The organism is Mesorhizobium sp. M0040, from assembly GCF_040323505.1.
GTDB lineage: Bacteria > Pseudomonadota > Alphaproteobacteria > Rhizobiales > Rhizobiaceae > Mesorhizobium.
The window spans coordinates 330627-354735 of the sequence record NZ_JAMYVA010000001.1 but is presented as its reverse complement, the minus strand read 5'-3'; the positions used below and the strand labels follow the sequence as shown (position 1 = coordinate 354735).

The following is a 24109-nucleotide window of genomic DNA, read 5'->3' as shown; positions in this document are numbered from 1 at the left end:
GCTATGGACGCCCGGGGAGACTTTGCTTTCGTGGAGGTTCTGGTTCCCCCCGCTTCCAAAACTCGTTAGCGGCTCGGTCCCGGGCCGCGTTGTTGGCGCGGCCGGATAATTCTTGAAAGGCCTGCCGGAGCCGCGTGGCGGCTCCGGCATACTGCGGATCACTCGGCGGCGACGTTGAAGGCCTGGGCGTCCTCGATCGTGTCAGGCTGATCGGATTTCGTGTCCAGCTCGGAAACGTCCGCCGATCTGAAATCTGCTGCCTCGTCCTGCCGTTCAACCGACATCGCAGGTTGCTCGGTGCGCAATCGCAGGTAAGCATCCGGTCCCGGCGAGCAACTGCTCGGCGGCTTCCGCCATTGGCTGCTTCTTCAGGTCCGACAGCCTCTCTGCCGCCTAGTGCGCAGGGGCATATGCCACGGCTGGCAGCGACACGCATGCGCTCGTCTAGTGGGTGAGAAACAGGTTGTCATTGCTACCCTGAGGACATGGCTCAAGCGAGGGTTGATCACCATGTGCAAGCCCTTGCAATACATAAGGTACAGCGTCTTCAGGCCGATCGTCTGCAGTGCGGTCGAATCAGGGCTTGCCAATGCTGGCGATGTCTCTGCTCCATCCCCGCGCCACGCACGGTGACGGTACTCAACCGCAGCAACGAAGCCGGCCATCTCGATGGTCGGGGCAGATATCATCCCGTCGTCGAGTTTGCTGGAGGAGTCGTCAGCGGTCCGCTCTTTTTCGTCATCGCCACCGCTATCCTGCTCAGCACGCTCTACATCGGTGCCGCCATCTCCGAGCGCATCCAAGCACATCGACGTCTGCATCCGAGCGCCGAACCCGGCGCTGGGTTCTGGCGGCGTCAATCCTGCTGGGATTTTTGCTGACTGCGGTTTGGGCGATCCCGGTTGTCTGGGCGGTTTTACACATCCCGATCGTCGGCGAGCAGCTAGGCAGCATCGGCGGAGAAGACTAGCAGCGCGTCAGATCAGGCCGACCGCGGAAAGCAAGCCAGCGACGGCTCCGACGGTGAGAAGCGCGGTCATCACCGATACGATGAGCCCGACGACAGTAACGTAGGCCAAGGATGCGACCTTGACGGCGATGCCAGTGCCCGCCTCGCGACGGATGCGCAATTCGCGCACCGGGAAAGTCACCGGACCGCCGAGGAATTCGAGGTAGCCCCACATGAGCACCCGCAGGCGATCGCTGACAATGCCCGGGACATCGCCCCGGTTTGCGGATAGCCAGCCAAAGCCGCGGCCGAGTCCGACCAGGGCGAAGCCACCGAATAGCAGCACGGTGACCCCCATCCACACCTTGCCGATCCACGAGTCCACGGCTTCGTTCATGGGATGCTCGATCCCGTGCAGCCACAGCCAGCCTGCATAGACGAACATCGGCATGCCGATGAAGCATAGGGCGAGAACGAAGAGGACGCCGGCGACTTCGCTCCAGTCCTTCGCCTCGCGGAGCGCCTTGAGGGTCTCGCGGATACCCCATCCGGCGAGAGCCAGCAGGCCCCATATGGGGGCGATGGCAACGGCCACGAGGAAGAAACCCTGCAGGCCTCCCAGCATCGCGTCTTTGGCGAATAGGAGCACACCCGCGATGACAGCGAGCAGCAGGTTAGTTATCTCCCGCCCTTCCATGGCGCTCTCCCCCAGCCGCGCTCAGGAAGCATAATGCACGGACTCGTAGGAACCGCAAACGGGGTGGCAAATCGATGCCGGAAACGAATCCTTCCGTCTCCGGATGCGGGCGTCTAGGCTGCGCCGGCGGAGGTTAGGATTCGATGCTCAGGCTACTCTTGGATACTTCGGTATGGCTCGATGTCGCCAAGGACTGGCGACAGCAGCCCATCCTCGGCGCGCTGCGCGAACTCGTGCGCGAAGGCGAGATCATGCTGGTCGTTCCGGATGTCGTCCGCGACGAGTTCGCTCGCAACAAGGACAGGGTGGCAGCCGATGCCCGGCGCAGCCTGCAGTCCCATTTCCGGCAGGTGTGCGAAGCGGTGAACCGTTTCGGCGATGACGGGACAAAGCTCGACACCCTTTCCCGGCTTCACGAAGTGGATCATCGCATCGTGATCAACAACGAGGCGGTCTACGACTCCATCCAGCAGATCGAGGTCCTGCTCGCTGGTGGATACCGGATGAGGACCACGAAAGCCATCAAGCAGCGCGTCACGGAACGCGCGCTGGCGGGGCTGGCGCCGTATCACAGGTCTCGCAACAGCGTAGGGGATGCTGTCATCGTGGAATGCTACGCAGCCATGACGAAGGCTGCCGCAGATGACGACGATCCCTGTGCGTTCGCCACTCACAACGTCAAGGATTTCAGCGACGACAGTGGCGACCGCCGCAAACCTCACCCGGACCTCGCGGCGATGTTCGACTCCGAGGCTTCGACGTTTTGGGTCTCGCTGGTGGACGTACTCAAGCACGTTGACCCTGACCTGCTCGACGACCAGGACGCAGAATTCAACTGGACCCAAGAGCCGCGGCGGCTATCCGAAATTCTGGAAGCCGTTCACCTCCTCGACAGGCAGGTCTGGTACAACCGCCATTGGAATCTGCGTTGGGAAATCCAGGAGGGAAAGGTCAAGGTGACGCCGAAATCGGAGTACTCGACCCAGCCCTACCGACAGGACCAGATTCTCGACACCGTATGGGCGGGAGCGCTGAAGTCGGCGAAGAGGACGGAGCAGGAAATCGGCAAGGAAAATTTAGGCCCGTGGACGGACTTCGAGTGGGGTATGGTCAACGGCAAGCTGAGCGCTTCCGGTGGGTTCTCGGCGAGGACTGGGACCAACTGTATACATAGGGGTCGAGACATGCGGCGTCTGACATTCCGACTGGACCTCGTGGATGTCTCGCGTTCCCTGAAACCTACTGGGTGCTACGCGCGGCAACGAAGTGCAAAATGCGTTGAGGCTGGTTGGGGGGAAAGGCGGTAGCGCTCTCCCGCCCCCGTTCCCCGATCGTACTTAGCCGTTCGATTGCGGCGGCCAGCTGATCAGGGCCAGGCTAAGACAACCATCCAAGCAACAAAAAATACGGGGTCGAACTCATCGTCCGGCCCCGTATTTTGTGCATCGCGGGAGGAAGGTGCGACACACTCCGTCGGCCTGTGTGCCGCAAGCCGGCGGGGTTGCAGCTTCAGGCGGCGGTGCTGACGCGGCTTGGCCCAAGAATCGATCTGACCTTGTCGGCGACCGCGCGCCCGAGATCGGCGTTGTTTTCGGCGGTGAAGTGAATGCCGTCGACACCGTCCGTGGTGACGAAATCGCCGGCGTTGAGGAAGTCGATCTTCATGAAATCGGCCATCGCCTTGTACTGCCTGGCCAGATCCCTCGACTTTTCGTGACCGCCGCCGAACATGCCCTCGAACCATGGGTCGGGCATCGGGGTGAGCGGCGGCGGCGCAATGACCAGCGCCTTCGGAGCCGGATAGGGCGTGCCGACACCGCCGGCACTTGTCAGGATCTGCCCGACCAGTTTCGCCATTCCATTGGCGATCTCGTAAGGCGTCCGGCGGAAATAAGACTTGGTGTCGTTGGTGCCGAGCATCACGATGACCAGGTCCAGCGGCAGATGGCTGGCGATGGCCGAGGGCAGGTAGCTGGCCCCGTTCAGGCGCGGGTCATTGGGGTCGTCGAGGCAGGTCGTGCGCGCGCTCAAGCCTTCTTCGACAATGTGATAGCCTTCGCCGAGCGCCGCCGCCATTACGCCCGTCCAGCGCTGGTCATAGGGGTAGCGGTAGGTCGGTGACCCCTCCTTGACCGGAACCCAGCCCCAGGTCAGCGAGTCGCCATAGCACATGATGTTTTTTGGCGGTGACATCCATGTCTCTCCATCTGTTTACAATTGTCTGAACGCGCGGTTTGTCGGTCTCGGCCAGCGCCGGGCGGTCTTGCCTTTCGCTGTCTCAAGTCATGGGGTTCGCACGCGCACTCCGTAGAAGATCGCTGCGCCGAGGATGATGACGCCCTGGGCGATGAGCTTGCCGGGCTCGTCGATGCCGAGCACCGTCATCACCACGAACAGCAGCGCAAAACACAGCGCACCGAAGAATGGCCCCCAGACGCCGCCGTCGCCGCGGCCGAAGACGACGCCGCCAAGGATCGTTGCCGCGACGGCCAGGATCGGCAGATCGAGGCCCACGCGGACGCTCCCAACGGCAATCGAACCGGTCTGCACCAGGGCCGCGATCGCCGCGATCAGGCCGGCGAGCGCATGCGCCAAGATGACGGTGCGCTGAACCGGCACGCCGGAAAAATGGGCGGCTTCGGCATTCTCCCCGACCGAGGCCACATAGCGGCCAAACACCGTCTGCGACAGCAGCAGCGACACTGCGGCGGTCAGCAGGATCCAGAACAGAACCGGCGTCGGAACCGACAGGAATTTCGTGTTGTAGAGGTCGTTGAACAGCTTCGGCACGTCGCCGGGTGGATTGCCGCTCGACAGGAACTGCACCAGCCCGACCAGGATGATGCTGACCGCCAGCGTGACGATCACCGCTGACACCCGCCGGTTGCCGATCATGAAGCCGTTGAACAGGCCGATGACGAGGCCGGTGGCGAGCGCCAACACGACGAAGAATGGCAGCGACGCGCCGGGGAAGCTGCCCGACGAGATGAAATAGTTGATCAAGAGGATGATGCCGCCGCCGGAGAGGTCGATCGACTTCACCCGCATGACGACGAGTTGCCCCAGCACCAGGATGCCAAGCGGAACGATCTGCCGGATGAAGATGCCCATGATGTTGAGGTTGAGCATGTTCGGCCGCGCGATCCACAGTGTGGCCAAAAGCACGATGAAAACAAAATAGGACGGCGGGATGCGCAGCAGGCCCCGGGCGATCGGACTTGCAAGAACGGCAGCCATCGCTCAGAGCCCCATTTTCTTGCGGGATTGCAGCCCGACCACCGCCAGCAGGATGCCGCCCTTAATCGCGGTCTGGACAAAGGGCGAGACGTTGGCAAGGTTCATGCCGTTGGCCAGCAGCGCCATCACCAGCGCGCCGATCACCGTGCCGTGCAGGCTGCCGATGCCGCCGGAAAGCTGGGTGCCTCCGAGGGCTACGGCGGTGACGGTGTCGAGCTCGAAAAGAAGCCCGACATTCGGATCGCCCGACACGATGCGCCCGGCCAGGAAGACACCGGCAACGGCCGCGAAACAGGAGCAGACCACATAGGCGAGGATGATGTTGCGACGGTCGGAGACGCCGAAGTTGCGGGCCGCACTCTCGGCACCGGAAGCGATGCCGCCACCGATCGCGAACAGATGCAGCCCGTACCGCGATCCGTAGAGCGGTTTCCAGCCCACCAGGATCACGACGATCCCCCAGAAAACCGGATAGGGAATGCCGAGGAAACTGCCGGAAACGGCAGCGATGACGATTTCCGGCACGGTGCCGCCGGAGACGGGACGTAAGATGCGCGTGATGCCAAGCACGATATACTGCGTCGACAGCGTCGCGATGATCGGATGGACGTTGAAGCGGGTGATCGCCAGGCCGTTGATCAACCCGATGAACGCGGCCAGCAGAAAGACCGCCGGGATCAGCACGATCGCCGGCTGGTCCAGCGCCAGCACCGCCGTCGTGAAGCTGATGACCGAGCCGACCGACAGGTCGAGCCCGCCGATCAGCACGACGATGAGCTGTCCGAGCGCCGCGATGATCAGCGGCATCGCCTGGGCAACCAGGTTGAAAAGGTTTTCGGCCGTGGCGAACTGTGTCGTCTCGACGGTCAGCCACAGCGAAATGAGCAAGGCGACCAGCAGCGGCAGGCCCCACAGGCCCTGTCGTGTGTTCCGGCCACTCAGGATGTTGAACAGCGAATGATACATGGAAGCCCCTAATGCTGGCGCGTGGAGCCGCCCATCAGGGCCGCGTCGAGGATCTTGTGTTCCGTCGCCTGCGCCGCCGGCATTTCGGCAACGATGGTGTCGTGGTGGACGACGTAGATGCGGTCGCAGAGCCCAATCAACTCGATCGTCTCGCGCGACAACACCAGCACCGCGCCGCCCTTGCGGGTGAAGTCGCGCAGCAGGTGGTAGATCTCCGACTTGGCGCCGATGTCGACGCCGCGGGTCGGCTCCTCCACCAGCAGAAGATCGAGATCCGCGGCGAGGTAGCGGCCGAGCAGAACCTTTTGCTGGTTGCCGCCCGATAGGGAGGCGACCGGAGCGGATGGACCTACCGCCTTGATGTTCATGACCTCCATCAAGCGGGCGATAACGCTTCGATAGGATCGCGCCGACGCAAGTTCGGATCGCCTCGAATGCAATCCGATGGCAATGTTGTGGGCGATCGGCAGGGCGAGAAAGAGCCCCTCTTCCTTGCGGTCTTCGGGAACGAAACCGACCTTCAGCTGCTGCAAATGGCGAACGCCTGATGATGTCGAGAGCGGCATCTTGAGCGCTTTGCCGTTGATGGAAATCGTCCCCGCAAAGGGATGGTAGCGGCCGATCAGCGATCTCAGGAAGCGCCGCTGGCCCTGCCCCTCCAGCCCTGCCAAAGCGACGATCTCACCCTTGTGCAAAGTCAGCGACAGCGGCTGCGATGTCTCGGTGATCCTGAGGTTTTCGGCGCGCAGGATCTCGTCGCCCTTGTCGCCCGTGCGATCGGGAAAAAGGTCCTGGAGTTCGCGTCCGACCATCATGGCGATGAGTTCGTCGGTGGTGATCTCGGATACCACCCTGGTGCCGACCAGCGCGCCGTCCTTCAGCACCGTGACCGTGTCGCACAGCTCGAAGATCTCCTCCATGCGATGCGAGATGTAGACAACAGCCTTTCCCTTATCGCGCAGCCGGCGGATGTTGCGGTTGAGCACATCGACGTCGGCCGCGTTCAGCGCCGCCGTCGGCTCGTCCAGGATGAGCACGCTGGCGTCCGCCTGGATGCAATGCGCGATCTCGACGAATTGCCGCTCGGCGATCGTCAGGTTGGAGACGAGTTGTGATGGGTCGAGGGTGAGGCCGAGTTCGCCAAGCGCCTTGGCGGTCTGGCTGCTCATCTCGGGATAGTCGATCGAGCCGAACCGGGTCGTCGGCTCCCGGCCGAGAAACATGTTCTCTGCGATCGACAGATTGGGCAGCAGCGAGTGCTCCTGGAAAACGGTCGAAATGCCGGCATCCAGCGCGTCGCGCGGCGACTTCAGATCGAGCTTTTCCCCGTTCATGAAGATTTCGCCGGAATCGGGCTGATGCACGCCCGCCAGGATCTTCATGAGCGTCGATTTCCCGGCGCCGTTCTCCCCCATCAGGGCGTGGACGCTGCCCGCCTTCAGATCGAGGGAAACGGAGTGGAGCGCCTTGCTCCCTCCGAACGCCTTCGAAATGTGGGACATCTCGATAAGATTGGTCACGAAACCCTCGAACGAACCGGATTCGACAGATGGAACGGCCTGCGGGGAATGCTTGTCCACTCCCCGCCAGCCACGGCGCCATCACTTCTTGCCGTAATATTCCTTGAGCTTGTCCTCCGGCAGTTCGCTCGGCCACCAGACATTGGCCGTCAAATCGTCGCGATAGTATTTGGCAGCCTTGTCCTTGTCCCAGCCGTCGGGGTTGTAGACATAGCGCTTGTAGAGCTGCTGACCCTCAAGCAGCGCAACAGCGGCGCGCACGCCGGCGGCGCCCTGGGCGGGGCTGTATTCGGGAGAGATCGACTTGAATCCGTCCGTGATCCACTGGCCGAAATAGCCATTGTTGCCCTCGCCCGAAATCGGTGGAATGGGCGTGCCGAACTGCTTGAAGACGTCGACGCAGGCGCGTGTCATGTCGGCGCCGGACGACCAGATGCCGTCGACCTGCGGATTGTTCAGATAGAGTGTCTCGCACAGCTTCTTGGCCTTGTCGTACTGCCAGTCGCCATGCTCCTCGGCGGTGATCTGCACATGCGTGCCCTTGAGCGATTCCAAGAGGCCGTTGTAGCGGTTAGTGTCTTCCGGATGGCCGGCCAGGCCACGCAGGACCCAGATCTTGCCGTTGTCGCCGACGGTCTTCACCAGCCAGTCGCCCATCACCTTGCCGAAATGTTCGGCGCCGCCCTGGATTTCCGTGGTGTAGGCATCGGAATCGATGCGGCCGGTATGAAGAATGACGGGGATGCCGGCGGCGACCGCCTTGGCGATGCTGGCGTTGGCCGATGTGCTGGTCACCGGCTGAACGATGATCGCGTCGACATGTTGCGCGATCAGATCCTCGATATCGGCCACCTGCTTCTTCTGGTCGAAGCCGGCATCGAGCAGGATGAACTTCGAGATGCGCTTGTCCTTTGCTGCGGCATTTTCCGCCTCGTGCGCCACCTGCACGGTCCAGGTGTTTGCGTTGACGCCGAAGTCGCTCATTCCGATGACCCAGGGCGGGTCCTTCTTGAACGCACCGGCCGCGGTCATGCGCGTGTCGTCGGGGCGCGGCGCGACGCCGTCCATCAGCTTGACATCTTCCGCATGCGCCAGGGATGTTACGGCAAGCGCTGATACAACGAGCACTCCCAGACTGACGGTTTTCAGCAATCCTAACATTGAATTCTCCTCCTTGTGGTTGCCCCGGCCGTACGAATGCGTACGGCCGCGAGACGCTCTCCCAATGCACGCTCGTCGTCGCAAACCGACCGATGCACGCAATTCTCCCGCCCCCGAACACATGCGTGTCGAGGTCCAACCTGGGCTGGACGATGATGACGGTTGAGAACTCCTCCGGGCACTTTAGAAGCACAGCGGATTCGGCCTGTCAATCGTTAGTCATGTTGAATGACTATTCCCTTGCTTGCCTTTCACCGCTCCTCTATCCATCATGAATGGCGCTCGCCGGCTTCGGCGCGCTGTCAGTCCCGGCGGAAAAACATGCGATCAGTATTGTGCTACGGCGACTCCAACACGCACGGCCAGATCCCCGGCAGGGGGCCGCTCGAGCGCTATGGTCCCGATGAGCGTTGGCCGGGGATACTGCGTGCACAGCTGGGGGCCGATTGGTATGTCATCGAGGAAGGATTGAGCGGTCGCACCACCGTCCATGACGATCCGATCGAGGGAGCACACAAGAACGGCCGAACCTATCTTCGCCCTTGCCTGCAGAGCCATGCGACGCTCGACCTCGTCATCATCATGCTCGGCACTAACGACCTGAAGATCCGCTTCAACAAGCCGCCGTCGGAAGTGGCGATGGGGATCGGCTGCCTCGTTTACGACATCAAGGAGCTGGCGCCAGGTCCGGGCGGCACCACGCCCGAAATCATGATCGTGGCGCCGCCGCCGATGCAGGACGACGTCAAGGAATGGAAGTCCATCTTCGCCGGCGCGCCGGAGAAATCGCGCCTGCTGGCGCTCGAGTTCGAGGTTCTGGCGGACTCGCTCGAACTGCACTTTTTCGATGCCGGCTCGGTGGTATCCTGCAGCGAAGCAGACGGGTTTCACATCGATGCCGAAGCCCACAGATTGCTGGGCACGGAGCTGGCCCGCGCGGTCGACGCCATCGGCTGGAGCCGCTCGACATGAGCAACCAAACCGCTGCCAGGCAACGCGCTCTTACCGACGGGGCGACCCTTGCCTGACATGAGATTCGCACCACCCAATCCCTTGCGCATCGCGGATCGTGCGAGCGGGCTGAATGCGTTGAGCGTCCGCAGCTACAATGAGCGGCTGGTGCTATCGTTGCTGCTTCAGAACGAAGGCATTTCGCGGATGGAAATCGGCGAGAAGACCGGCCTGTCGGCGCAGACGGCCTCGGTCATCGTCCGCTCGCTCGAGCAGGAAGGCCTGGTCTCGCAGGGCGAGGCGCAGCGCGGCCGCGTCGGGCCGCCCACCATCCCGCTTTCGCTCAATCCGGAGGGCGCCTATGCGGTCGGCGTCGGCTTCAGCCGGCGCAGGATCGACATCGCGCTCATCGACTTCATCGGCACCGTGCGCTTCCACAAGCAGCTGCCGGCGGATGAAGCCAATCCCTTTCCGCAAAGCAGCGATTTGCTGGGAGCGATCGGGCAGGCCATGACGAGCCTGCCGATCGAGGCGCGCGGCCGGGTCGCCGGCATCGGGCTGGCTGTTCCCGACGAAGTCGACGCCATGGCTGCAATCCGCAACGGATCGAGCACCTCCTTGAAGGCTCTGCAAGGCGAGATCGAAGAGCAGAGCAAGCTGCCGGTTTTCGTGCAGAACGACATCACCGCGGCAGCCGGCGGCGAGAGCATGTTCGGCGTCGCAAAGCCGCTGAACGACTATTTGTTCTTCTATCTCGGCGCGAGACTACAAAGCAGGCTTATCCTCAATCACCAGATCTACAAGGGAAACTCCAGCGCAAGCTTCGATCATGGCCTTGTGCGCCTGGAGAGCGAACTGACCAGGCGCGGGCGCCCGTCCCAAATCATCTGGAGCAGCAACCCGGAGTGGCCTGATCTCGGAGAGGCCTACAGCGAATGGCTGGGGGAATGCTCCAATCGCCTGAAAGCGTCGATTTCGGCGCTGACCCAGTTTGTTGAGTTCAGGACGGTCGTCCTGTCCAGCTATGCGCCGCGGAAAATCGCCAAGGCGTTGTGCGCCGACATCAACCGCGAATTCGTCACCATCGAAGCGTTGCCGGCGCGGGTCACCATCAGCCCGAAGGCCGTGGGAGCGGCGAGCCTGCCGTTCAGCTCGCGCTTCATGATCCAGTGATTGTGCCGAACCCGCTCTGTCGCTAGCCGACCCAGGCGTCGCCTCGCTTCTGCTAAAACAGCCTCACATTACCACTTAGGTTGTCCTCAAGGGCGGTTCGGAATTCCCGCTCGAATACCTGCTGCAGCATCGTCGACACCTGCGTGCGGTTGCGTGTCATGTAGATGTGACAGGGAAGTCGAGCAGCGAAAGGTGGATGGCAAGTTGGCCTTCCCACCGGGCTGCAGAAAACGGATCGACGATCGAAACTCCCAGGCCTTGTGCGACGAGCGCGCAAGCTGTGTCGGCGAAAGGGGTTTCAAAACGGCAGTCGATGGAAATGCCCGCATCGACGAGCGCGCGGTCAATATCCTGCCTGGTACGATCGTCTCGTCCCAAGGCGATGAATGCCTGCTCTGCGAGGTGGGGTGGGTCGATGACAGCTTCGTTGGCAAAGGCATGGTCGAGCGGCGCCACACAGACGCATTCGGCTTCGAAGATCAGATCGCAGCTGATCGCGGTGTCGACCACCGGCGCCTGGATGAGGCCAACGTCAATCTGCCGTCCAGCGGTCAATTCGGCAATCCTCGGTGAGGCGTTGGGCAAAATGCCCATCCGAGCCTTCGGATGGCGGCCGGCAAAATCCCTGAGAAAACGCGGCAGGACGATACTTGCAAGAGCTGGATAGACGCCGATGGCGAGGCCGCCGGCCTCGAGCTGGGTAATGTCGTCCGCCAAGCGGCGAATCCGAGGCATACCCTTGACGATCTGGCCAACCTCCTCGTTGAGCAGCATCGCTTCTGCGGTTGGGACCAGGCGACCCGCACGCCGTATGAACAGCTGAATCTTCAACGCGTGTTCAAGGTTGGAGATGTGCGCGCTGACCGATGGCTAGGCGATATGCAAAAGCTCACTTGCGCCGGTCACGGTTCCCGCCTCCATCACAGCCCGGAACGCCTCAAGCTGCTTGTAGTTCTTCGGCGAAATCTTCCGCCCAAAGCCCAGTGGGAAGCAGCCACGGCGCTCGGTTTTCGCTTCACGCGCACGTTGCGGCTGGTGATCGTCCCGCAAGCGGTGCGGCTGATGCTGCCACCGACCGTCGGCTTCATGGTGCAGATCGTCAAGACGAGATCCATCGCCTCGCTGATCGGCCTGACCGAGCTTGCCGGCGCCGCCACACAGGTCAACACCGTGACTTTCAGCCGGTCGTGGCGTTCGGCACGGTGTCGATCATCTACTTCGCGCTGTGCTGGCCGCTATCGCTCTATGCAGGCTATCTGGATACGCAAAGTCGAGACACCGCTGGTCATGCCGGCTGTTTAGCCAAAGCGGGTCAGCCGTTGAACGCTGGCAAGGTCAGGCCCTTGACGCCGACGTCGAGCGCGAACAGTCCGCCCGGATTCTTCTGGCGGACGAAGTGACTGGCCGGACGCCGGAGCACGGCCGAGGTGACGTAGAGGATGTCGAGGTCCTTGCCACCGAACTCGCAGCAGGTCGGCAGGTCGGTCGGCAGCAGCACGGTCTGCATCAGCTCGCCGTCCGGATCGTAGCGACAGACCTTGCCGGTCACCGGGATCGTCACCCAGTAGCAGCCTTCCGCATCGACGGTGGCGCCGTCGGCGACGCCGCCGGTCACCGTCATGTCGATGAAGGTACGCCGGTTCTCGATCTCGCCGGTGGCGGCATCGAAATCATAGGCCCACACCGCGCCGGCATGGCTGTCGGAGAAATACATGGTCTTTGAATCCGGGCTCCAGGCCAGCCCGTTGGAGCAGCCGATGCCGTCGATCATCTTGTGGACCGAAAGGTCTGGATCGAGCCGGTAGAGCGCGCCGATGAATTCGATCGGCTGGCCCGGTACCTCGAACATCGAACCCGACCAGAAACGGCCCTGGCGGTCCGGCTTGCCGTCGTTGAAGCGGGTCTTCGGCATATGTGCTTCCGGGTCGACGATCGCCTCGAACTTGCCGGTTGCCGGGTCGAAGAAATGGAAGCCGTTTGTCATGGTCAGCACCAGGCCGCCCTTCTCGCGCAGGCCAAGGCAGCCGAGATATTCCGGCGTCTCGAAGACCTCGTCCTTGCCGTTCGATGGATCGTAGCGATGGATCAGCTTCTTCCAGATGTCGATCCACCACAGCACGCCGGCCTTCGGGTCCCAGAGCGTGCCTTCGCCGAGCTCGGCCCTAGCATCGACGACACAGGTGATTTCGACCATGGTCAGCTCTCCTTTCTGCGCATCTTGCCGCCGAGACCGGCGAAGGTCTCGCTGCCGATCGATACGGTGAGCAGGATCACCGCGCCATAGACGATGAGCAGCGCACCGCTCGACAGGTTCAGCGCCGGCAACAGGCCGGTGAGGATGGTGAGCACCATGGCGCCGGCGACGGTGCCGAGATAGTGGCCGCTGCCGCCGAGGATCGAGGCGCCGCCGATGGCGACCGCCGCGATCGAGGTGAACAGATAGGCGTCGCCCATGCCGAGATAGGCCTGGCCGGAATAGCCGGTGAGCAACATACCGGCGAAGGCGGCGGTGAGGCCGGAAATCACATAGGTCAGGATGGTGGTGCGCGCCGTTGGCACACCGGAGAATTCTGCGACGGTGGCGCTGGTGCCGAGCGCATAGAGATGGCGGCCGAACGCTGCCTTGGAGAGCAGCAGCGTCGCCACCAGCGTCAGCGCAAGCCAGATCAGCGCGATGACCGGGAAGGCGCCGATGCGACCTACCGAAAGGTATTGGATCAAGGCCGGCGCCGAAGGCGTCGGCGAACCGCCGGTCAGCACCAGGATCAAGCCTTGCAGGATGACGTTGGTGGCCAGTGTCATGATGATTGGCGGCACGCCGAACTGGGCGACGCCGACGCCGTTGATCAGCCCGATGAAGGCGCCGCCGGCGAGCAGCAGCGGCATGACCCAGACCAGCGGCAGGTCCTGGCCGCCGCACAGCAACGCCATGACAATTGCCGCCGAATTGAGCACCCATGGCACCGACAGGTCGATGCCGCCGCCGATGATGACGAAGGTCTGGCCGAGCGCGACGATGCCGACGAAGGCGGCCAGCACGACGGTGGAGCGCATGTTGGAGACCGACAGGAAGCCCGGCGAGAACAGCGCCGTGACCAGGAGCAGCACGACCATGCCGGCATAGGCAAGCACGATGAGCCGGTTGCGGGCGAGGAAGGCGCTCATTGGACACGGCCCCTTGCGGCTTTCTCGGCGACGGAACTGGCCAGCACCGAGAGCAGCAGGATGACGCCGGAAGCCACCGGCTGCCAGTAGCTCGACACATGCAGGACGAAGACCAGATTGCCGATCAGGGTGAGCACGAAGGCGCCGATCAGCGTGCCGGCGAGATGGCCGCGGCCGCCGAACAGGCTGACGCCGCCGATGACCGCCGCCGCCACCGAAGGCAGGATGTAGTCCTTACCGATGGTTGGCGACCCGGCACCGGTCTGCGTCGTCAGAAACAGTGCCGCCCCCGCCGCGAACAGGCCGGAGAGGCCATAGGTGATGACGTTGACGCGGGTGATCGATACGCCCGACAGGAAGGCCGACTTTTCGTTGGAGCCTGTCGCCTGGATGGTGATGCCGACGAGGGTAGCGCGGAACCACCACCAGAACAGCAGCAGTGCCAGCAGCATCCAGACCGGGCTGGTCAGGCCAAACAGTTGCGCGTAGCCGAAGCTGACCCACCAGCCTGGCACACTGCCGCCATCGGTCGGCAGGATAATCATGGCGACGCCGTTGAGGATCGACCATGTGGCGAGCGTCACCAGGAAGGGCTGTAGCTTGAGCAGCGAGATCAGCAAACCATTGAGCGCGCCGATCAGGAAGCCGAGCGCGAGGATGGCCAACGCCCAAAGGGCGGTGGTCGAGGGGTCGTCGGTGAAGCGCGTTGCCGCGATCACCGTACCGAGGCTGATCATGCCGCCGATCGACAGATCAATGCCGCCGCGCACCAGCACGATGGTCTGGCCGGTCGCCGCCAGCATCAGCGTCAATGCCGCCGCCGTGTCCAGGTTCAGCTCATCCAGCGAAAAGACGCCGGATTGCAGGCTGCCATAGATGGCGACGATCAAGGCCAGCATCAGGCATGCGACGAGGAACGGCGCGCGATCGAGCAGGCGGCCGCGCCAGTCGATACCCGGCTTGGCGGATTTCATTTCTGCGGGCCTTTGCGCCATTTCCACAGGTTGCTCCGCGATCGCCATCACCATGCCTCAGGCCGCCTCGCTTTCAAGCATCGCGGCGCGCAAAATGCCCGCCTCCGAAATGCGGTCGCCCTCCAACGTCGCGGCAACACCGCCGTTGCGCATCACCAGCACGCGGTCGGCGACATGAACGAGCTCCGGCATGTCGCTCGAATGGAACAGGATTGCATAGCCCTTGGCCGCGAGGTCGCGCATCAGCTGGAAGATCTCGCCCTTGGTGCCGACATCGACGCCGCGCGTCGGATCGTAGAGCAGCAGCACGCGCGCTTGCGTGAGCAGCATCTTGCCGAAGATCACCTTCTGCTGGTTGCCGCCGGACAAAGTGCCGGCAAGCTGTTCCGGCGTGCCGGCCTTGATGCGCAGGAAGTCGACCATTTCCTTGACCAGAGCCGCTTCCTTTTGCCGGCTGAGCAAGCCATTTTCGGTGAAACGCCTGATAACGGACAGGGTCAGGTTCTCGCGCACACTCTTGGTCAGAAGCAGCCCCTGCCCGCGCCGATCCTCCGGCACCAATGCGATACCATCCTTGCCGATCAGGGCCTGGCGCGGATTGGCGATCGAAACCGGCTTGCCCCAGAGCTCGATGGTACCGCTCGCCTTGCTGGCGCCGAACAGCGCCTGGAACAGCTCGCGCTGGCCATGGCCCTGCAGGCCGCCGACGCCGAGCACCTCGCCCTCGCGCAGCGCAAAGTCGACGCCGGAGAGCCGGCTGCCGCTCGAAAAATTCTTGACGCTCAGCGCGATGCGATCGGTCGCGGTGGCAATACGCTCGGGGTAGAGCCGGTCGAGGTGCCGGCCGATCATCTGGGTGACGATCTCGTTGTCGGAGACGGCGTTGGCTTCATGCACGGCAATGGTGCTGCCATTGCGGAAGATGGTCAGCCGGTCGGCGATGGCGCGCACCTCGGCCATGCGGTGCGAGATGAAGATGACCAGCCTGCCCTCGGCGGCGAGCTGCCGAGTAAGCTTGAGCAACCACTCCGCCTCCCGCGCGGGCAGCGCCGAGGTCGCCTCGTCGAGGATCAGGATGCGCGGGTCCTTGGCCAGTCCCTTGGCGATCTCGACGATCTGCCGTTCGGCCAGTGTCAGCCGCCGCAATTCCTGGTCCGGGCGCAATACTGGAAAATTGTATTTTTCGAGCAGCGCCAGCGTCTTGCGGCGCATCTCTGCGCGATTGACGGTGCGCAGCAGCGTACGCGGTTCGTGGCGGAACCAGATGTTCTGCTCGACGCTGAGATCGGGGATCAGCGACAGTTCCTGGAACACAGCGGCAATGCCGCGCACCTGCGCGGCATCCGGATTGGCCGGGCGATAGTCCTGGCCATCGACCAGGATCGAGCCGCCGTCGTGCTGCACGGCGCCCGACAGGATCTGAATGAAGGTGCTTTTGCCCGCGCCGTTCTCACCGAGCAGCGCGTGCACTTCGCCGGCACGGGCGCTGAATGTCGCCTCACTCAGCGCGACGATGCCGCCATAGCGTTTGGACAGGCCGTTGACGGTGACAAGGTCCATGCTTGCGCCTTCGAGAAGCTCTCCCGACATCTTGCGATGCCGGGAGACGGGTCGTGGTCAGAAGATGTTACTTGGTACCGGCCGCTTCCGCAGCGGTGATCTCGACCCAGTCCGGCGTGATCGGCAGCGTCAGGCCGGGCGCCTGGTCCGGGAAGGCATTTTCGCCAATCGCGATCTTGATCATCTTGGTGCCAGGATACAGCTTGGACTCGAAGGGATCGGTGGTGACGAAATCACCCTTGACCGAAACCGAGCGCTCGGCCGGCTTCTTGCCGGTGTCGAGAATGTCGACCGCGAGCTTGATCGCTTCCGAGGAAAGATAGGCCGGGTTGGAACCAAGGATGCACTTGGCGCCTTGCGTCTGCGCGCAAGTGACGGCCGCGACATTGTAGGAGAAGCCGACGACCGGGACGATCGGGCGGCCGGCATCCTTCAGCGCCTGGATAGCGCCGGAGCCATAGCCTTGCGTCATGATGCCGTCGATCTTCGGATTGGCGGCAAGCAGGGCCGCGACACCCGACTGTTCCGGACCGAGTGCATAGTTGCCGTTGTAGTAACCGACGACCTTGATGTCGGGATATTTGGCCAACACCTTCTCATAGCCTTGCTGCAACTGTGCCGAGATCGGCGCGCCGGCGAGGCCACGGTCGAGGATGATGTTGCCCTTGCCGCCAAGCTGCGTAGCCATCCACTCGGCCATCACCGAGGGAATGCGATCCCAGTCGGACGCGACGGCAAATGCGCACGGTTCGGTCACCACCTGGTCGAAGCTGATGACGACGATACCGGCGTCGCAGGCCTTCTTGATGGTCGGATTCAAGGCCGAGTCCGAACCGGCATCGACAAGGATGGCGTCCGGCTTCTGGCGGATGATGTTGTTCAGCGAATTGATCTGCGCCTGGACGGTGTTCTCGACATTCTCGATCTTGAGGTCGACGCGGCCCTTCAGCGGCCCCTTGTTCACCGAAACGGTGGCGACACGCTCCATCTGCTGGCGCCAGTCATTGCCGACGAAATTATTCGAGAGATAGATGGTGTAGGGCTTCTTGTTCTCGGCGTGGCTCGGCGCTGTGTTCACCGAGATTGCGGCCATGGCAAGAGCTGCCAATCCCCCGCAAAATGTCTTCAGTTTCATGATCTCTCCTCCTTCGTGTTTCCTGCATCAGCCGGTGACGGACTTCGCCATCTTGGTGGGTGCTGCGTGTAAATTGATACCGGTACCAATGCGCCTTGTCAATTTAAGCGAAGGCGCATTGGAGAGGCCTGGAGGCGACCATTTCGTCACCGATCGGCAGGCATCGTCATTTCGAGCCGGCGGCCTCGGCCGGGGTGATTTCAACCCAGTCCGGGCTGACGGGAAGAAACAGGCCCGGCGCCATGTCCGGAAAGGCATTCTTGCCGACCTCTATCTTCTGCATGGTCGCGGCGGTATACAATCCCGACGGGACCGGATCGGTGGTGAGGAAGGCGTTGCGCAGCAGGATCTTTTTCTCCGCCGGCTTATTGCCGTCCAGTATCTCCACCGCGAGCTTCAAGGCCTCGGCCGACAGATAGGCAGGGTTGGGTGCAAGGATGCACTGGGCGCCCTGGGTCTGCGCACAGGTCGTCGTCGTCAGGTTGAACGGACTGCCGGTGATGGGAACGATCGGACGACCGGCATCCTGTAGCGCCTTGATCGCTCCGGCGCCGTAGCCCTGGACGAAGATGGCGTCGACTTGCGGGTGCGCCGCCAGCAGGCTGGCGACGCCGGCCTGCTCCGGTCCCAGTGCATAGTCGCCGTTGAAATAGCCGACCACTTCAATGCCGGGATATTTCTTGATGACTTCCTCGAAACCACCCTGCAGCTGGGCCGAGATCGGAGCACTGGCAAGCCCGCGATCAACGAGGATCTTGCCCTTGCCGCCGAGTTTCTTGACCAGCCATTCGGCCTCCACGCGCGGTGCGCGGCCCCAGTCGGACTCCATCGTGTAAGCGCAGGGCGCGCTGACGATCTGGTCGAAGGCGATGACCACGATGCCGGCCTTGCAGGCCTTCTCGATCGTCGGGTTGAGCGCTTCGCCGGAGCCCGCGTCGATCACGATGGCGTCGGGCTTGTTGCGAATGATGTTGTTGAGGGAATTGATCTGCGCCTGGACCGTGGTCTCGACCACCTCGACCTTGAGGTCGACGCGACCGGCGAGCGGCGGCTTCTTGACCGCGATCTCGGCGCTGCGCAGCATCTGCTGGCGCCAGTCGTTGCCGACGAAATTGTTGGACAGATATATGGTGTAGGGCTTCTTGTCCTGTGCGTTGGCCGGCACGGTATCGATCGACAGCAAAGTCGTCGCGATCACCGCAAGGCCGGCGAAGAATGCGCCTGCTTTCATGATTTTCCTCCTCCCGTGTTTGGTGTCAGCCGCGCGAACGCCGCCGCCTTTCATGTGCCTTCCAGGCACACCCCCTTATGGACAGACTTTGTTTTGTGCATGCCGTTATCCCGGAACCGCTGCGCACGTTCGGACATGCACCAGGCGAGTGCTCGACATCGGACGGGGTCGCGCACCCACGTTCGATCGTGGTTTTCGGCGCGGCCTTCATCCTAGCTATGATGCTATTATAATTTTATAAAACTGTCCATGGGCGCGATAGGGAAATCCGCACGACGGTGGCGCCGATCGGGGTTCAGGCCAGATCGTTCGGGGTTCAGGCCAGATCGTTCGGCGCGTCGTAGCTGATGCTGAAGAGATCGGCCGGATGCCGCGCGATGGTGAACTCGATGCTCTGCTGGTCAGCCGACTGGTAGAGCATCTCCACACTCAGCACCGCACTGCCCAGCGCGATGCCGAGGTCGTCCGCGATGACCTCATCGGCGATCTCGGCGCGGACCGTGACATGCGCGACGTCCAGCCGAAGGCCGAGATGCCGTTGCACCGAACGAAAGATCAGCACGTCGGAAAAATCGTCCCGCTTCAGCTTCGCTCCGACAGTTGGCGGGAAATAGCTGGTGATCTGAGCCTTCTTCTGCTCACCCACCGACAGGATGCCGCGCAGGCAGTAGCCCGCCTCGTCCTTGCCCATGCCGAAATGGCGCTGGAGCACGGGCGAAACCTCCTTGCGATAGGATTTCACCGTCAACTGCGCGTCCTTGGTGAAGGCCGCCATGTCGGCAAAATTTTTGAATTTCCAGCTCAGATTGACGGACGGGTTGCGCGCCATGACCACCGCCGGTTTCGCCGACCGCTTCCGGATCAGCCCGTCGGCCTCGAGATCGCGCAAGGCTTGACGCACGGTGATCAGGCTGACGCCGAAATGCTCGGCAATGGTCGCCTCCTTCGGCAGTTCGCCGCCGACGGGGAAGGTGCCGTTGCCGATCGGCTCGCGCAATATGTCGGCTAGCTGGCGATAGAGCGGCCCGTTCGAGCGGCCGAGCGTGCGCCGGGGAAGACTGTCGATGGTGGGAACGGAGTTGTCCATGAGCCTCGTCGCGCCTGTGCCGAAGCTTTTATAATAGCTTCTTTCGCCCGAGGCTATGCATGTCGCCCAAAAGTGGCTCCGGTTTTGGGATAACGATATACATAAAGCCAAACACCAACGCCGATGACCATCAACCGCCTCAGACGAAGAGCCTGAGCGGGTGTTCGATCGCCGATTTGAAGGCGGCGAGCCACGCGGCGGCGGTGATCTCGTCAACGCTTGCCGCGTCTGTGACAAGCAGGCATTCGGCATGGTCACCTGCGGCGCTGACCGAGACAGCCAGACGCATGGCGCGGCCCGGCAACAGCGGCAGCATCAGCGGCCGGATGTCGCTCGCGAGCAGCAGGCGGATCGAAAGCAGCGCCGGCATTTCCGCGTCGTCGCGGTTGTCGGCCAGGGCTGCAAGCCGCGTTGCATACAGCGACGTCAGGGGCATCTCAGGGACGGTTGCAAACACCGCCTGACGGTCTGCCAGTTCAAGCGCCACCGGCGCGTCGGCGGCCTTGGCGACATCCGGGACCTCACCGCATACACGACCCGCCGCGCGCAACAGCACGTCGTCGAGGTCGAACGCTCTCCCCGTGCTCTCCAGCGCGGCCAGCAGGTCTCGGAGCGCGGTCAGCGCGACCGACGCCGCAAAAGCGGCAATGCGGGGAACGGCAACAGAAGGGGCGACGATGTCAGGCAGATTTACGGGCGCGGCGACCGGAACGAAGCCCAGCACGTCGGCTGCCAGGATGCGCCCGCCGGGACCGCTGCCGCGAAGGGCTTCGAGCGGAAGAGCGCGCTCGCGCGCCAGGCGGCGTGCATAGGGTGAAACAGCCAGCCGCGGGGACTGCGCCACCGCCATGTTCATTTGAGATACTCCGCATTGACGCAGTTGGTGAGCCGGCCCTCGGCGATATAGGCGTGCACGACCTCGATCGATTTCAGCCTGAGGTCGCGCATCGACGCCGGGCTGTAGAAGGCCGCGTGCGGGGTGACGGCCAGCCGGTTGGCGATCCACGGCTCGCGGCGGCGCCACGCCGCCAGCAGCGGATGGTCGAGGTCACCGGGCTCGTTCGGCAGCACGTCCAGTCCGGCGCCGGCGACGGTGCCCTCGCGCATTGCCGCTTCCAGCGCGTCGAGATCGACGATCGGGCCGCGCGCCGTGTTGATGAGGACAAGCCCAGGCTTGGCGGCGGCGAAGGCGGCCGCGCCAAGCAGCTTGCGGGTTTCCTCGCTCAACGGGGTGTGGACGCTGACCACATCCGCTCGCCCCATCAGTTCGGCCGGCGAATGAACCCGCTCGTAACCGGTCGACAGATCGACGCCGGACAGAAGATGCGGATCGTAGAACACCACCTTCATGTCGAAGGCTGCGGCGCGGCGGGCGGTGGCCAGCCCAATGCGACCAAGACCGACAACGCCGAAGGTGGCGCCCTTGTGCCGACGCACAAGCGGCGCCTTGGAGAAATGCCAGCCCTCGGCGCCATTGCCGGAAAGCTCTGCGCCATAGGCTGATGTACCGCGCGTCAGCGCCAGCATCAGGCCGATGGCGTGGTCGGCGACTTCGGTGGTTCCGTAGTCCGGCACATTGCAGGCCGGAATCCTGCGTGCGCCCCAGCCTGACGTATCGATGTTGTCGAAGCCGACGCCGGAGCGCACGGCGATTCGTGCTTTGGGAAACGCTGACGGGGCGGCGGCGACATTGTGGGTCGGCGAATAGTTGATGACGGCATCGACCGTCTCGCAGACAGCCGGATCGAGACTGGCGGCCTTGTCGTTGGTCGATCTGGCGAGGATGTGCTCGATGTCAGGATAGTGCTCACGCTCGAGTTCGGCTTCGTCGGCGGCTTGCCAGTTGGCGCACAGGATCTTCATGCTTGCCCTTCGGATTTCATTGGGAACAAATGATTATTTCTTGATGCCACCGATGCGGCCGCCCATCGGCACGACCGCGCCGACCGGCTGGTCGATCGCGGCAAGCGTGCCGCTGATCGGCGCCTCGATCTCGACCACCGCCTTGTCGGTCTCGATCTCGGCGATCAGTTCGCCCTCCTTGATCGCATCGCCGACCGCCTTCAGCCATTTGACGACCGTGCCTTCGCTGACGGTGAGATCGCCGAACGGCATGGTTATCGGCTCGTCGTCGCTGACGGCAGGTGCAGTCGTTGGCGCCGGCGTGGCGGGTTGCGGCTTGGCCGGAACAGGCACGGGATTAGCCGACGCAGCACTTTTCAGGCCGACCGTGTACCAGTGATCCGGTACCGGCGGCTTGCCCGCGATGACGTCGCGCACGCCCTGGACGATGCGCGCCGTGTCGACCAACATGGCGCGCTCCAGCACGGGTGCGAAGGGATGCGAGGTCGGCGCGGTGTGCAACCTCCCGGGCGGGGCGTCGAGTTCGTCGAAGGCGAGTTCGTTGATCGCTTGCGCGATCTCGCCGCCAAGGCCGCACATCGCCCAGGCTTCATCGACGATGAGCAGCCGATGAGTCTTACGCACGCTGGCGACGATTGTCTCGATGTCGAGCGGCATGATGGTGCGCGGATCGATCACTTCGGCTTCGATGCCCTCAGTGGCCAGCGCCTGCGCCGCCTCCAGCGCGCGTTGCACCATCTGGCCGGCGGCTACAATGGTGATGTCGGTGCCGGCCCGCGCGATGCGCGCGACGCCGAAGGGCACATAATGCTCGCCGACCGGCACCTCGCCCTTGGAGGCGAACAGCGCCTTGGGCTCGAGCATGATGACCGGATCGCCGGCCCGCAGCGCGGTCTTCATCAGCCCCTTGGCATCGGCCGGGGTCGAGGGCACGCAAACGATGAGGCCCGGCATGTGGGCGAAGATGGGGTGATAGATGCCGCTGTGATGCGGACCGGAACTGCGCAAAGCGCCGGCGCCGACGCGCACCACCATCGGCGCGCTCATCAGGCCGCTCGTCATGTAGCGCAGCTTCGCTGCCTGCAGGAAAATCTGCCCGGCGGTCTCGAAGGCGAAGTCGGCAAACATCAGGTCCGAGACGGTTCGCGCACCGGTGGCCGAGGCGCCGACGGCGGCGGCGGTAAAGCCCTGTTCGGAAATCGGCGTGTCGACCATCCGCTCGGCGCCGAACTCCTGCCAGAGGTTCCTGGTGTGCGCGAAGCTGCCGCCGCGTTCGCCGGTGCCTTCGCCGAAATAGAGGATCGCCGGATTGGCACGCATTTCCTCGGCAATGCCGTCGCGCACCGCCTCGAGCCAGCCTTGCGTGCGCGTCTCGCCGACGGCGCGCGGCTGCAAGGCGGCCGGCGGGTTGATTGGGTCGGCAAAGACATGCAGGCGCACGGTCGCCGGATCGGGCTCGGGCGAGTTGCGGGCGAAGGCCAGCGCCTCCTCGACCACCTTCTCGATCCGGCTTTCGATCGTCGCCAATGCCTCAGCATCGGCGATGCCATAGTCCTCGATCAGCCGCTTGCGAAACATGTCGATCGGATCGCGCTTGATCCAGGCGTCGAGTTCTTCCTGCGTCCGGTAGGTGCCGATAACCGGATCACCCTCATGATGACCGACGGTGCGATAGGTCTTGGCCTCGATCAGCGTCGGACCCTTGCCGGCGCGGGCGCGCTCGGTGGCTTCCTTCATCGCCAGCCAGACGGCGAAGACGTCGTTGCCGTCCACCGCGACGCCGGGCATGCCGTAGGAGGCGGCCTTGGTGGCGATTTCGGGATTGAGGGTGACGGAGTTGAGCGGCGTCGCCGTGGCGTAGAGGTTGTTCTCGCAGACGAAGACCGCGGGCGCCCGCTGCACGGCGGCGAAGTTGAGTGCCTCGTGGAAGCCGCCATGATTGGCGGCGCCGTCACCGAAGAAGGCGACGCCAATGTCGTCGCGCCCTTGCTGGCGCGCGCTCATGCCGATGCCGACGGCATGACCGATGCCGGCGGCGACGATGCCATTGGTGCCGAACAGGCCTACAGAGCGGTCGTAGAGATGCATGGTGCCGCCGCGGCCGCCGCAAATGCCATCGGCCTTGCCGAACAGCTCGGCCATCACCCGGCCGGGGTTGGCGCCCTTGGCCAGCGCATGGCCGTGGCCACGATGGGTTGAGGTGACCCAGTCGGTCGGGCGCAGATGCGCGCAGACGCCGACACCGGTCGCCTCCTCGCCGATATAGAGATGCAGGAAGCCAGGGGTCTCGCCCTTGCGGCAAGCGATCTGGGCAATGCTTTCGAAGCGGCGCAACAGCACCATGCGTTCGAACAGGTCGAGCAGGATTTTCCGGTCGGGGAGGTTTGGCGCACCCCTGGAATCCTCGCGTGCGCGCGCCGCAGAAATTGCCACCAAAGCC

At 63.4% G+C, this 24109-nt stretch carries 22 protein-coding genes; 4 read left to right on the top strand and 18 right to left on the bottom strand.

Going from position 1 to position 24109, the window contains the following annotated elements; translation table 11 throughout:
* Positions 1-158: 158 nt before the first annotated feature.
* Both NKJ91_RS01675 and NKJ91_RS01670 read right to left on the bottom strand, forming a co-directional pair.
* Positions 159-284: a hypothetical protein gene (locus NKJ91_RS01675; protein ID WP_352454177.1), complete on the bottom strand. Its 126-nt coding sequence runs from the start codon at positions 282-284 to the stop codon at positions 159-161.
* Between the two features lie 693 nt (positions 285-977).
* Entirely contained in the window at positions 978-1646 is a 669-nt protein-coding gene (locus NKJ91_RS01670; protein ID WP_352454176.1) for a hypothetical protein, read from the bottom strand.
* A 143-nt stretch (positions 1647-1789) separates the two neighbouring features.
* On the opposite strand from NKJ91_RS01670, the gene NKJ91_RS01665 reads away from it, so the two are divergent.
* Entirely contained in the window at positions 1790-2953 is a 1164-nt protein-coding gene (locus tag NKJ91_RS01665; protein ID WP_352454175.1) for a PIN domain-containing protein, read from the top strand.
* A gap of 202 nt (positions 2954-3155) precedes the next feature.
* Here NKJ91_RS01665 and NKJ91_RS01660 read toward each other — a convergent pair whose 3' ends face one another.
* The 5 genes from NKJ91_RS01660 to NKJ91_RS01640 form a co-directional block, all read right to left on the bottom strand.
* Positions 3156-3839 carry an SGNH/GDSL hydrolase family protein gene (locus NKJ91_RS01660; protein WP_023675556.1) on the bottom strand — a complete coding sequence of 228 codons (684 nt, stop codon included), beginning with the start codon at positions 3837-3839 and terminating at the stop codon, positions 3156-3158.
* 90 nt (positions 3840-3929) lie between these two features.
* Complete coding sequence (locus tag NKJ91_RS01655) at positions 3930-4883, bottom strand: ABC transporter permease (protein WP_352454174.1); 954 nt, start codon at positions 4881-4883, stop codon at positions 3930-3932.
* 3 nt (positions 4884-4886) lie between these two features.
* A complete protein-coding gene (locus NKJ91_RS01650) occupies positions 4887-5849 on the bottom strand; it encodes an ABC transporter permease (RefSeq protein WP_352454173.1) in 963 nt (320 codons plus the stop codon).
* Between the two features lie 8 nt (positions 5850-5857).
* A complete protein-coding gene (locus NKJ91_RS01645) occupies positions 5858-7369 on the bottom strand; it encodes a sugar ABC transporter ATP-binding protein (protein ID WP_352454172.1) in 1512 nt (503 codons plus the stop codon).
* Positions 7370-7450: 81 nt separating this feature from the next.
* Complete coding sequence (locus tag NKJ91_RS01640) at positions 7451-8530, bottom strand: substrate-binding domain-containing protein (RefSeq protein ID WP_352454171.1); 1080 nt, start codon at positions 8528-8530, stop codon at positions 7451-7453.
* A gap of 321 nt (positions 8531-8851) precedes the next feature.
* Between NKJ91_RS01640 and NKJ91_RS01635 the strand changes: the two genes are divergently transcribed.
* Positions 8852-9502: an SGNH/GDSL hydrolase family protein gene (locus NKJ91_RS01635; protein ID WP_023675551.1), complete on the top strand. Its 651-nt coding sequence runs from the start codon at positions 8852-8854 to the stop codon at positions 9500-9502.
* 57 nt (positions 9503-9559) lie between these two features.
* Complete coding sequence (locus tag NKJ91_RS01630) at positions 9560-10654, top strand: ROK family transcriptional regulator (RefSeq protein WP_023675550.1); 1095 nt, start codon at positions 9560-9562, stop codon at positions 10652-10654.
* Positions 10655-10810: 156 nt separating this feature from the next.
* Here NKJ91_RS01630 and NKJ91_RS01625 read toward each other — a convergent pair whose 3' ends face one another.
* Complete coding sequence (locus tag NKJ91_RS01625; protein WP_198023537.1) at positions 10811-11371, bottom strand: LysR substrate-binding domain-containing protein; 561 nt, start codon at positions 11369-11371, stop codon at positions 10811-10813.
* Between NKJ91_RS01625 and NKJ91_RS01620 the strand changes: the two genes are divergently transcribed.
* Complete coding sequence (locus tag NKJ91_RS01620; RefSeq protein WP_352454188.1) at positions 11261-11956, top strand: ABC transporter permease family protein; 696 nt, start codon at positions 11261-11263, stop codon at positions 11954-11956. The two genes, NKJ91_RS01625 and NKJ91_RS01620, sit on opposite strands and share 111 nt — an antisense overlap.
* Before the next feature lie 10 nt (positions 11957-11966).
* On the opposite strand, the gene NKJ91_RS01615 is transcribed toward NKJ91_RS01620, so the two are convergent.
* From NKJ91_RS01615 to NKJ91_RS01570, 10 genes are all read right to left on the bottom strand, one after another.
* Positions 11967-12848: an SMP-30/gluconolactonase/LRE family protein gene (locus NKJ91_RS01615; RefSeq protein ID WP_352454169.1), complete on the bottom strand. Its 882-nt coding sequence runs from the start codon at positions 12846-12848 to the stop codon at positions 11967-11969.
* 2 nt (positions 12849-12850) lie between these two features.
* Positions 12851-13819, bottom strand: coding sequence for an ABC transporter permease (locus NKJ91_RS01610; protein ID WP_023675545.1), 969 nt, complete (start codon positions 13817-13819; stop codon positions 12851-12853).
* Complete coding sequence (locus tag NKJ91_RS01605) at positions 13816-14793, bottom strand: ABC transporter permease (protein WP_245274641.1); 978 nt, start codon at positions 14791-14793, stop codon at positions 13816-13818. The genes NKJ91_RS01610 and NKJ91_RS01605 overlap by 4 nt, the downstream gene beginning before the upstream one ends.
* A 57-nt stretch (positions 14794-14850) precedes the next feature.
* On the bottom strand, positions 14851-16353 hold the full coding sequence (locus NKJ91_RS01600) for a sugar ABC transporter ATP-binding protein (RefSeq protein ID WP_031211418.1): 1503 nt from the start codon (positions 16351-16353) through the stop codon (positions 14851-14853).
* A 67-nt stretch (positions 16354-16420) separates the two neighbouring features.
* Positions 16421-17488, bottom strand: coding sequence for a substrate-binding domain-containing protein (locus tag NKJ91_RS01595; RefSeq protein ID WP_023675542.1), 1068 nt, complete (start codon positions 17486-17488; stop codon positions 16421-16423).
* Positions 17489-17654: 166 nt separating this feature from the next.
* Positions 17655-18719 carry a sugar ABC transporter substrate-binding protein gene (locus tag NKJ91_RS01590; protein WP_352454168.1) on the bottom strand — a complete coding sequence of 355 codons (1065 nt, stop codon included), beginning with the start codon at positions 18717-18719 and terminating at the stop codon, positions 17655-17657.
* A gap of 316 nt (positions 18720-19035) precedes the next feature.
* Complete coding sequence (locus tag NKJ91_RS01585) at positions 19036-19806, bottom strand: GntR family transcriptional regulator (RefSeq protein ID WP_023675540.1); 771 nt, start codon at positions 19804-19806, stop codon at positions 19036-19038.
* A 139-nt stretch (positions 19807-19945) separates the two neighbouring features.
* The gene (locus NKJ91_RS01580) at positions 19946-20662 is read right to left on the bottom strand and encodes an E3 binding domain-containing protein (protein ID WP_023675539.1); all 717 of its coding nucleotides are present in this window, start codon (positions 20660-20662) and stop codon (positions 19946-19948) included.
* Positions 20659-21669: a C-terminal binding protein gene (locus tag NKJ91_RS01575; RefSeq protein ID WP_023675538.1), complete on the bottom strand. Its 1011-nt coding sequence runs from the start codon at positions 21667-21669 to the stop codon at positions 20659-20661. Before NKJ91_RS01575 ends, NKJ91_RS01580 begins: the two co-directional genes overlap by 4 nt.
* 33 nt (positions 21670-21702) lie before the next feature.
* Complete coding sequence (locus NKJ91_RS01570) at positions 21703-24102, bottom strand: thiamine pyrophosphate-dependent enzyme (RefSeq protein WP_352454167.1); 2400 nt, start codon at positions 24100-24102, stop codon at positions 21703-21705.
* Positions 24103-24109: the final 7 nt, after the last annotated feature.